This window comes from Streptococcus sp. HMSC065C01, assembly GCF_001813525.1.
Lineage (GTDB): Bacteria > Bacillota > Bacilli > Lactobacillales > Streptococcaceae > Streptococcus > Streptococcus parasanguinis_V.
Genome location: NZ_KV812856.1, coordinates 163,410 through 174,111, shown reverse-complemented (window position 1 = coordinate 174,111; position 10,702 = coordinate 163,410). Strand labels below are relative to the sequence as shown.

Annotated in this window: 10 protein-coding genes; 2 read left to right on the top strand and 8 right to left on the bottom strand. The window is 44.6% G+C overall.

Features of this window, described 5'->3' with window-relative positions; translation table 11 throughout:
* Window positions 1–41 precede the first annotated feature (41 nt).
* From HMPREF2918_RS05375 to HMPREF2918_RS05365, 3 genes are all read right to left on the bottom strand, one after another.
* A complete protein-coding gene (locus HMPREF2918_RS05375; protein ID WP_070594795.1) occupies window positions 42–770 on the bottom strand; it encodes a pseudouridine synthase in 729 nt (242 codons plus the stop codon).
* A gap of 2 nt (window positions 771–772) precedes the next feature.
* Window positions 773–1,924, bottom strand: coding sequence for an MFS transporter (locus HMPREF2918_RS05370; RefSeq protein ID WP_070594794.1), 1,152 nt, complete (start codon window positions 1,922–1,924; stop codon window positions 773–775).
* Between the two features lie 105 nt (window positions 1,925–2,029).
* Window positions 2,030–3,193 (bottom strand): MFS transporter, encoded by a 1,164-nt coding sequence (locus tag HMPREF2918_RS05365; RefSeq protein ID WP_070594793.1) that lies wholly within the window; start codon window positions 3,191–3,193, stop codon window positions 2,030–2,032.
* 145 nt (window positions 3,194–3,338) lie between these two features.
* On the opposite strand from HMPREF2918_RS05365, the gene HMPREF2918_RS05360 reads away from it, so the two are divergent.
* Window positions 3,339–4,025, top strand: coding sequence for a cyclic nucleotide-binding domain-containing protein (locus tag HMPREF2918_RS05360; RefSeq protein WP_070594792.1), 687 nt, complete (start codon window positions 3,339–3,341; stop codon window positions 4,023–4,025).
* Between the two features lie 60 nt (window positions 4,026–4,085).
* The gene (def, locus tag HMPREF2918_RS05355; protein WP_003004253.1) at window positions 4,086–4,700 is read left to right on the top strand and encodes a peptide deformylase; all 615 of its coding nucleotides are present in this window, start codon (window positions 4,086–4,088) and stop codon (window positions 4,698–4,700) included.
* Window positions 4,701–4,825: 125 nt separating this feature from the next.
* Here the strand turns inward: def and HMPREF2918_RS05350 are convergent, their stop codons facing one another.
* The 5 genes from HMPREF2918_RS05350 to HMPREF2918_RS11095 all read right to left on the bottom strand — a co-directional run bounded on the left by HMPREF2918_RS05350 (window position 4,826) and on the right by HMPREF2918_RS11095 (window position 10,685).
* Entirely contained in the window at window positions 4,826–5,494 is a 669-nt protein-coding gene (locus tag HMPREF2918_RS05350; RefSeq protein ID WP_070594791.1) for a DUF443 family protein, read from the bottom strand.
* A 206-nt stretch (window positions 5,495–5,700) separates the two neighbouring features.
* On the bottom strand, window positions 5,701–5,931 hold the full coding sequence (locus HMPREF2918_RS05345) for a GlsB/YeaQ/YmgE family stress response membrane protein (protein WP_003010011.1): 231 nt from the start codon (window positions 5,929–5,931) through the stop codon (window positions 5,701–5,703).
* Window positions 5,932–5,940: 9 nt separating this feature from the next.
* Window positions 5,941–7,182, bottom strand: a complete 1,242-nt coding sequence (locus tag HMPREF2918_RS05340) for an aminopeptidase (RefSeq protein ID WP_070594811.1) — start codon at window positions 7,180–7,182, stop codon at window positions 5,941–5,943.
* 350 nt (window positions 7,183–7,532) lie between these two features.
* Window positions 7,533–10,385, bottom strand: coding sequence for an AAA family ATPase (locus HMPREF2918_RS05335; RefSeq protein WP_070594790.1), 2,853 nt, complete (start codon window positions 10,383–10,385; stop codon window positions 7,533–7,535).
* Window positions 10,386–10,535: 150 nt separating this feature from the next.
* Window positions 10,536–10,685 carry a hypothetical protein gene (locus tag HMPREF2918_RS11095; RefSeq protein ID WP_049491002.1) on the bottom strand — a complete coding sequence of 50 codons (150 nt, stop codon included), beginning with the start codon at window positions 10,683–10,685 and terminating at the stop codon, window positions 10,536–10,538.
* Window positions 10,686–10,702: the final 17 nt, after the last annotated feature.

Here is a 10,702-nt window from a genome sequence, read left to right as displayed (position 1 = left end):
TGAGAGGCTAGGACTTTTGTCCCAGCCTCTTGGTTTTTTGCTTATAAGGGAACTCCAAACACCTCTAGGGACTTGAGTTCAGAAGGTTGGAGTCTCCGCCATTCTCCCAATTGAAGAGTGGGATCTAGTGTTAGAGGACCCATAGAGATCCGCTCTAAATCCACTACTTCCTTGCCACAGGCAGCGACCATGCGCTTGACCTGATGGAATTTTCCTTCTGCAATTTCAATTTCGACATAGGAACTGGCGCTTGCCTCATCCACCTCTAAGATCTGCAATCTCGCAGGCAAAGTCGTGAAGTCTTTGAGGGCAATGCCTGATTCAAAACGGGCCACATCTGCCTCAGCCATGATCCCAGCCACCTGGGCACGGTAGACCTTCGACACATGCTTCTTCGGTGAAAGCATAGCATGAGCCAACTTCCCATTGTTGGTCAAAAGTAGCAAGCCACGGGTATCGATATCTAGCCGTCCGACAGGAAAGACTTCCTTATGACGAGCTGTCTCATCCAATAGATCCAGCACAGTTAGGTGATGGTCATCCTCTGTAGCGGAGATGACCCCAGCTGGTTTATTGAGCAGATAATACACAAAGGTTTCATGGACCAGATTTTCCCCCATAAAGGTCACCTGATCCTTGTCTGGATCAATCTGTAGCTTCCCTGCTGTCTCTTTTTTCCCATTCACTGTGATTTTCTTTTGCTTGAGAAGCTGCTTGGCCTCGGTCCTACTCCCCACGCCACAATCCACTAAAAATTTATCTAGCCGCATGATTACTTCCCGCTCTTTCGCACAATCCAAAGGCCAAAAAAGGAAATCAGGATCATGAGGATACCAGAAAATCCAAAAATGAAGGCTGGAGTAGATGAGATCGTCCCTAATAGACTAAGGACAAAGGTCGTTGCGATCGAACCTGTACTACATCCCAAAACCGCCATGGACGTTGCCTGGCTCAAGACCCCTGCTGGCATCTTATCTGACAAGACATTGTAAACTGTTGTAAGAGCTACACTGTAGGCAAAACCTGCAAGGATGGTCACAATGGCGAGCATCCAGAGATTGGTAGAAACCCCGATCAACAGTTGGGTCAAACCATAGGCCACTCCCGAAACTACCAACAAGCGATCGCGAAACAGCTGGGTCAAGGGCGAGAAGGCCAAACCTGCCAAGATCCCAACAAATTGCATGGCTGCTAAAATAATCCCAGCAGTTTGGGCAGTACCATGCCCTACTTGCTCGACCACACTTGGAATCCGAACGGTGATCATGACATTGGACAAGACGATCGACGCCGCAACGACTGCTAAGCCGAGCGCTGTCCGCCATTGTTCCCCCGTCATCTTGACATCCCGGTGTTTTTCCTCCACTGCTTCCGTCATAGATCCATATGGCACAAATAAGAGATATAAAAGTAAGATTGGAATACTGATACCGTAGACGAGAAAGGCAGCCTGCCAGCCAAAGCGAATCAAGAGACTCACTCCAAAGGTCAAAACAGCTGTCCCAACAACCTCTGCAGAACCCCGAATGCCAAGGGTTTGGACACGTTCTTTTCCTTTATAGCGCTCACTGATAATGGCAATGGCAGAAACATTGAGCAAGCCAACCGCCATCCCGAAAATAATCCGAGACAAAAAGACAACTGGATAGGCTGGACTGATTAAGGGAATAAAGCCACATAGAGCGTAAGCGACTAGGCCTGTCACAATCATCTGACGCTCTGAAAATAGTCGCCCAATCCATTTATTGAAGATGAGTGAAACCATGATCCCTGCAGAAGGAAGCGAGACCAAGAGCTCAATCATGCTGTGAGGAATTCCCTTGTAATAGGCAAACATGGCCGACTGCGCACTCGAAATCGAAAACGAAGTCGTCAATATAAATGAAAGCGCGAGAATACTCACTTTCTCCATGATTCTTTTCATTATTTTTTCCTTTAAACTAATCTTTTTTTCACACTCCTCCTATAATAACACGAGCTAGTGACAGGACGCAATAGATTGAATTAAAAAAACGAAATGATTTCTCAATCATTTCGTTCGTGCTAGTAATTGTGAGGCGAAGACTCCTGTTCCAACCATCAAAACACCAATCAAGACAAAGAGCAGATGATTGGAAGGAGCTAGTGGCGTCACCAACTGGATGAAGAAAGAAGAGACGGCTGATCCAAGATTGCAGCCAATCAAGACAAGCGAGGTCGCAAGGTTCAGGAGATTGGTCGGGATTTTTTCAGATAAGTGATAAAAGATACTGGTGACCCCCGTACTGTAGGTAAATCCTGCCAAGAGGGTTCCTAGAACCAGGCTCCACAGCTGTCCGGACAAGCCAATCAAGGCTAACGCTAGACCGAAACCAAAGCACATGATCATGAGCAAGTTCTTTTTGAAAACATGTGTCAAACTAGCAAATCCCACTCCCGCTACAATCCCTGTCAATTGCATCAGACTTAGGACTGTTCCAGCTGTTGTCGCCGTTCCCATACGAGCATCAACAATGATATCCGGCACGCGCAGGCTAATGATGGAATTGAAACAAATGATGATACCAGCAATCACGGCTAGCATCAGACTAAAACGCCATTGAGGGGAGCGAAGGCGTGCGGAACCTTTCTTTTTCTCCTTCAAGCTAGCCTGTTTTTTCCCCTTAGGATAGGGGACAAAAAGGATATAGAGGAGTAAAATCAAGTAACCACCTCCATATACGGCAAAGATCGCTGGCCAGCCTAGGGGTAAGAGTTGTCCAACAATAAAAGTCAAGATGGCAGAGCCCACCACTTCAGCAGACCCCCGATAGCCCAGCATCCGAGTCTTGTCATTGCCTGAGTAGCGCTCACTGATAATCGAAATAGCCTTGGCATTGATCATTCCTGTCCCCAAACCAAAGAGAATACGACTCAGAAAGATGAGAGGATAGTCCTGCACGACCAAAGGCACAAGGCCGCTAGTTGAAAAGAGCAAAAGCCCTGCGACAATCATCTGGCGCTCACTCATCCACCGCTCGATCAGGCTATTTAAAAAGAGCATGGCCACAACCGCAAAGGCCGGCAGGGAAACCAAGAGTTCCACCTGGCCTGCTGAATATCCAAATTGGCTAAAATAGGCCTTCATAGCCGGCAAACCGGCTGTAATTGAAAATGATGAGATCAGCATGAGCGACAAGCTCAAGAGACTGATTCTTTCCATTATTTTTTTCATTTTTTTATTTCCTACACTTTACTGGTAACATTTGACTTTACTAATTTATTTAGAAAAGATTCAAACTGGTATTTTCAATAGAATCCTAGTATAATCAATTTAGAAAGAGAAAAACAGGACATTTGTCCTATTTTAGGAGATTAAGATGAAAAAAATTTCCCCATCTACGAAACTCATGGAGATCATCACTGACTACCAATTGGATCAGATCTTTCCAGGTGACTGTCTTAGTCAGCTGGACCTTGTTCTCTATCAGGCTGGAGAGTATATCTGCCGCCAGGGTTCTGACCAAGATGTCATTCCTTATTTTCTCAAAGGCCGGCTCAAGATCGTCCACAGTCTTGAAAATGGTAGCGACACCATCCTTGAAATCCAAGAAAAACCTGGACTGTTAGGAGAGATTGAGCTCCTGCTCGATCGGGTCTGTATCACATCGGTCATTGCAGACCAAGACTCACTAGTCGTCCAGCTCTCTGCTCGGCATTTCAAGGACCGCCTACTGCTGGACCCGACCTTTTTGCGTTCTACGGCCAAGACCTTGGCTGAGAAATTGCACCAGATCAACTATTTGGCTCCTGCCAACTTTCATTATTCGGTCAAGGAACGCCTCGCTACTCATTTTATGGAACATTGCGATGAAAATGGGACCCTCAAGCCCAAGATGAATCAGCTGGCCCTGCATTTTGGGATCAGCTACCGCCACCTTAGCCGCGTCATCAAGCAGATGATCGAAGAGGGCTTAGTCCAAAGAGAAGGGAGAGTCTATACGATTTTAGATGCAAAAAGGATGAATGATTTGTCCATCAAACATGCGGAAACCGTCGACAGATAACTTTAATTTTAGGCTCTTTTGTGTTATCATGGAGGGTAGAAAGAAAGTGAGAGTAAAACGATGAAAGCAATTGAAAAAGTTACAAGAGCGTCCCATTTGATCGATATGGATGACATTATCCGCGAAGGAAATCCCACACTTCGAGCTGTTGCAGAAGATGTGACCTTCCCTTTGTCTGATCAGGAAATTATCCTGGGTGAAAAAATGATGCAATTCTTGCACCATTCTCAAGACCCTGTTATGGCTGAAAAACTTGGCCTCCGTGGAGGAGTGGGACTCGCTGCCCCTCAGCTGGATATCTCAAAACGGATTATCGCTGTTTTGGTGCCCAATCCAGAAGATGCCGATGGCAACCCACCAAAAGAAGCCTATAGTCTTCAAGAAGTCATGTACAATCCAAAGGTTGTCGCCCATTCCGTTCAAGATGCGGCGCTTGGAGACGGGGAAGGCTGTCTCTCTGTAGACCGCAATGTCCCAGGCTATGTGGTCCGCCACGCGCGCGTGACGGTGGAGTATTTCACAAAAGACGGTGAAAAGAAACGCATCAAACTCAAAGGCTACAACTCCATCGTCGTCCAACACGAAATCGACCACACCAACGGCATCATGTTCTATGACCGCATCAATCCAAACAACCCATTTGAAATCAAAGAAGGACTCTTGATTTTAGAATAGCGTAAATGACAAAAATACCTAACTGAGAAAGCTCTCGGTTAGGTATTTTTCTTGTCTAAAACATTCTTTTAAGGCAAAAAAGCAGATTGATGTTACTCCTACTTCTGAGTATCACTCGACTGGATCTACTTGACTTTAGCTTTAAAAGAGTAGATTGGGGAATAAAAAATTAAATTCCCAGATGATAAAAACAGAAATGATGAGATTAATAGACCAAAATGTATTATAAAATTGGGCTCAAAGTTTATTAAAATTGCATAACATGCTGCAATGAACATTACCATAGGAATAGTTGCATATGTTAGTGGTAATATTATGTTCTTTGTGTCTGCTGGGAAACAATACACTTTTCGAGGTGTTTTATCTGCCACAATTTCATGCATCCCTTCCCCTCTACCCATCCAAATCCAAAGTCCCACTACAAAAATTAAAATCAACATCATCAAGGATAGATTAAGCAAGTGAGAGGTAAAATTTAGGTATTTTTCTATTGGAAACGCCCTTGCTAATAGCATGGAGGTTACACCTAGACCAAGCGAGGTCTTCCCAATTTTGTTATTCACTAAACTCTGATGCTTCTTGTCTCTTTCAAATACTTTTGGAGCTATGGCTCCTACTTCATCCTCTGTTAGCTGATAGGCTTTATGAGGAATAAAAAAAACAAACCATGGCAGAAAATAGGTGATAATAATCGGACGATCGACCTCCATCAAATACCACTCTCCATCGACTTTTAACAAATGATAGCGAAAGTTCATTTTCGGCAACCGTTCGATTTTTGCTGGTTTAAACATACACGTCTCTTACTTTCTATACTGTTTCATTCCTAGACGGAGAATCTGAACTAACTTTTCACCAGTCTACCACAGCCATAATTATCTTATTTATTCATAACAAAACATACCTTCCATGATACCTGATTTTACTTTGATGATCAAGTTTTGACTAAAAAAGAGGTTGGAAGATTTCCAACCACTCTATCTGTTTTAGCAAGTTAAACCTAGCTTCCTCTTTCCCAGAAGATGGCTAATAAAATCATGGCACCAAGAATCGATGGGATAATGGCTGTACCGTTTAGGCTTGGTCCCCAAGCACCAAAGAGTAATTGTCCTAAAAAGGCACCAATCCAGCCCAGAAACATTTTCCCAAAACATCCCATGCGTTCGCCACGATTGGTGATAGCTCCAGCTAGAAGTCCGATCAAAAGACCGACAAACATACTTCCAATCATAGTTTCTCCTTAAATTGCCCAATCCCCGTTGCGGAAAACTGGGACGCGGGTGCCGTCTTCTCGGATGCCGTCGATATTCATTTGGTTTGAGCCGATCATGAAGTCGACGTGGACGTCTGAGCGGTTGAGGCCGGCTGCTTCGAGTTCTTCTTCTGTGAACTCTGCGCCACCTTCTACGCTGGTTGCATAGGCTGCCCCGATGGCCAAGTGGTTAGAGGCATTTTCATCAAAGAGAGTGTTAAAGAAGGTAATGCCTGATTGGGAAATTGGGCTTGGATCTGGTACGAGGGCACATTCACCCAAGGCACGCGCTCCCTTGTTTTTGAAGACCAAATCTTTCATGACTTGATCGCCTTTTTCAGCTGTGATATCCACAATTTCTCCATTTTCAAAAGTCACTTTGATCCCTTCGATGATGTTTCCGTTGTAGCTAAGCGGTTTTGTAGAGGTGACATAACCTTCTGCGCGACGGAAGTCAGGAGCTGTGAAGACCTCTTCTGTCGGCATGTTTGGCAAGAAGCTTTCACCTTGGGCATTGATGGCTCCGGCAGATTCCCAGACGTGATTTTTCGGCAAGCCAAGAGTCAAATCGGTGCCAGGCGCTGTGTAGTGAAGGGCTGAGAATTGTTCCTTATTTAGTGTATCTGCCTTGCTCTTGAGAATAGCTGCATGCTCTTCCCAAGCCTTGACTGGATCTTCCTCATAGACCCGGCAGGTCTTGAAGATTTGATCCCACAGGAGATCCACTGCTTCTTCATCGCTCGCCGCATTTGGGAAGACCTTTTTCGCCCATTCCAGTCCTGCTGCAGCAGCAACGGTCCAGCTGACCTTGTTGGATTGAGTAGCGATGCGCATTGGTTTCATGGCCATGCCCAAAGCCTTAGCTGAGGCAGAAAGCTTCTCTGCATCAACACCATTTAAGGCACCTGGATCAGACGAGCGCACACCCAAGCGACTAGCCTTGTGGTCTAAGAGGTAGTTCATCTCCGCGATCTTATAGTCTGGCACATTGTCCAAACGATCCATCGGTGCATGGAGGAATTTTTCCCGGGTAGTGAAGTCATCGGCCCATTGGACAATCACTTCGTGCGCACCCAAAGCATAGGCTTCCTTCACAATCAAGTGGGCCAATTCTCTTTGTTCCACATCAATGTTCAAGACCAAGGTATGGCCAGGTTGCACGTTGATTCCGTTCGCCACTAACAATTTAGCGTATTTTTCGAGGTTTTCTTTAAAATTTGGTAAAACCATTGTTTTCTCCTTCATAAGTGAATAATCTCCTCCTAGTATACCATAAGTCCATATAGAATTCTTTTAGAACATAAACAACCTTTTTTAATATAAGATAGGTTAAGTGATTCTGAAAAGAAATAAAAATGAGTTCTTTTTAGAACAAATCAAGAAATACCGAAACTTTCCGCTGTGAGAAAAGTGCCTGAAACTATTCAGTTTCAGGCACTCGGAATTATTGAGACCTTAGGCTCAATAATTAGTCATGGAACTTCGTAGAAGTTCGCTGACGTCCGTACTCACCTAAGGAAAGTTTCTAAGAAGACTTTGTCTTCAACTGAAGGGATATCCTTTTTCTTGTCCCTTCTAGCTTAAGGAAGAACATAACCTTGATCATCCACGGTATGGGGTTGTTCAGAACTGCTATTCTCTCTCAAAGCTTCCAAATCTTGATCCAAAATGGAATTGTAGTCTGTACTACCTTCACGGGTTACCCGAGTTGATACTTGACGCAAGAGTTTTTCATTAAGATTGCGAACCCAGCGACCATTACTATGGTCATTAGCACGCATATAATTCCCTTTCACAATCTCTCCGTAAAGGGCTTCATTGACTTGGTAGCCTTGCTTACGCAATCCTAACAGACCGATCTCAACGATCTCATCTGGGCTGTAGTCTTCAAAATCAAATGTAGTCGGGATCCGGCTTTGTAGACCTGAATTGACCTGCAAGAAGTCGTGCATCTCTTTTGTGTAACCAGCAAAGATAATGACGATATCGCGACGGTGATCCTCCATAAATTTGAGGACTTCGTCCAAGGCTTCCTTCCCAAAATCGTCATTTAAACCGGTATAGAGCGTATAGGCCTCATCGATAAAGAGGACTCCACCCAGTGCACTTTCCAAAACTTCACGCGTCTTCAAGGCTGTTTGACCTTGGTAGCCTCCAACCAGATTGCTCCGCGAAACTTCAATGAATTTCTTCTGCTTGATAACCCCTTTTTGGAAGAGGATATTGCCCAAAATACGGGCCACGGTGGTCTTCCCTGTACCAGGATTTCCAAGAAAGAGAGAGTGCAAGGTCGTATCTTCGACGATGCCACCTTGTTCAGCCCGTTTTTGATTGAACTCAGCCATGGCTACGAATTGTTCGACTTGCTCTTTCACCTTAGCAATTCCAACCAAACGGTTGAGGGCAGCCATCCCATCTTCTTCCTTGTCGGCTCCTGCTTGATACTTACCTTGGTTAAGGACAGCATCGATATCGCTATTGAGGATGGTCTCAATATCGTCGGAACCTTGGGCCACCACCCGATCTGCCATGGTCTTGGTCAATTGCTCATCCAGGTTCCGGATCCAGCGACCATTGCTCTTATCTAGCGAGCCATCATAAGCCCGCTTAACGTGCCGCGCATAGTAATCTCGGTCTTCGAGTTTGTAGTCCCCTTTGCTTAGGATCATTTCACCTAGTTGGACAATCTCATCTCCTGTGAAATCTTCAAAGATGAAATTATTTGGCACCCGAGAACGAAGGCCTGGATTGGTTTTTAAGAACTCCTCCATTTCCTTGGTATAGCCGGCAAAGATAATCATGATGTCGTCACGATTGTCCTCCATAAATTTGAGGATGGTATTGATCGCCTCGATCCCAAAGTCCGCACCGCTGTCCTTTTTATCCAAGCTATAGGCTTCATCAATAAAGAGGATGCCTCCTCGCGCTTTTTCAAGCAGGGCTTGGGTCTGTTCAGCTGTTCCTCCAATATTCGAAGAGATCAGATCGGACTCCGTTGCTTCCACGAAACGGAATTCTTCCCCTGAGAGGACACCTGCATCAAAGAGCACTTGTCCCAATAGACGGGCCACAGTGGTTTTCCCTGTACCAGGATTTCCCATAAAGGCAGCATGAAGGGTTTGTTTTTCAGGAGCCTTGCCACTGGCGATTCGTTTCTTGTTAAATTCCACCATGTTGATCATTTTCTTGATCTCATGTTTGACTTTTTCAAGACCAATCAGGCTATTGAGTTCTTGAAGAGCATCTTGTTTCTTCTCTGGTCCAGAGTCTCTTGCGGTAGTTGGAGCCACCGTTGCATCCGTCGCTTGTCCCGTAGGAACGACTTGCGCATTGCCCTTGGCCACTTCTCTACCAACAAGATAATCACAGTCATCCTCAATTTCCTTGGTCAGATCACGCGCATCCCCTTGCTTATAGGTCATGGTGCCCACCTTCGCAAAGGCTCCACCTTGAAGCCGTATATTGGGATCCGCAATCTTATGACAAATCATATGCTCAGCCATCAGCACACCATCATCAAAAACTCCAAATGAAATGGTTTCGGCATTCTCATTCAAGAAGGTTGTTTCTCCAGTCAGGGAAGCAAAGGATTCTTCATAGACGCATAAAAATTCTGAAAATGTAGCTTGATGAGCTCGGATCATACTATTGTATGAATTGATGGAGGTCATATGATCCGAATCCGAATTGAATTGAACATTATTATCAAGACAGACCCCAGTACCAGTAGGCAACTCAATTTTACAGTTTTCAGACTCCCAGATGACATTCCTCAACCAAACTGGTGGAAAGTCCTTTTCCAGATCCCCGCCTGTAATCGTTGAATTTTTTGCGATCACTTCTGAGTCCTTGGCATGGATCGTATTATTCCCAAATATTTCAATATGGACATTTTCTAAGGCCAATTTAGATCCTTCTGACAGATCAATCTTAGAAAAGATCGTTGAATTGCGAATAGTCAATTCCGAAGCGGACATACCGATGGCACTTTGGTGTTTTTCCGGAACCTTCATCCCGACTCCTTCCAGTGTCAACTTCGAATGCGTATCCATATAGATAAAAAATTCATTATTTGTTGGAGTGGTTGCTTCAAAATAGACCTGTTTACAGGTGATATCTGAGCTATTCCATAAGAGCAAGGTAGTGTAATTCCCACCAACTTTAAACCACAGATCTTCAAATGTCACCTGAGCTCCCTCTACAAATCGGAAGGAAGCCTCAATCGTGTTGTTAAACATGCGCCCATTGCCATTTGGATTTGGGACCACATGCCCCACAAAATGAAGGTTCTTGTCGATCTCGATCACTTTATTTGTCGGCCATTGAAAGACATACCCATTTTCAAACTCGATGGTATCACCATCCTGCGCTTTTTCAAGCGCATCCATAAAGTTCCAACTATTATTGTAAGGCCCTACTAAATATCTTGCCACGCGCTTTTCCTCTGTTTCATCTTTTCTGTTTCCTTGTTATAAACACTTGTTACTAAAAATTGTAACACAATCCAGTGCCAAAGAAAACACTTATCAGATCTGAAAGGACTGAAAAACCTCTATTTTCAAAAGGAAAATAGAGGCTGTCAGTTAATCTTTCAAGGCTGAAAATAAGCTGGCTAGAGCAATCGCTCCTGAGAGCATGGCAGTGGAAAGGAGCAGCACATTGTCTGCCACTTCTAGCTTGTACTCAAAGACTTTTTCAGCTGGTTTGTCTTCTGCAAAAATTTCTACCTTCATGTTCTCCTCCTTTGTTT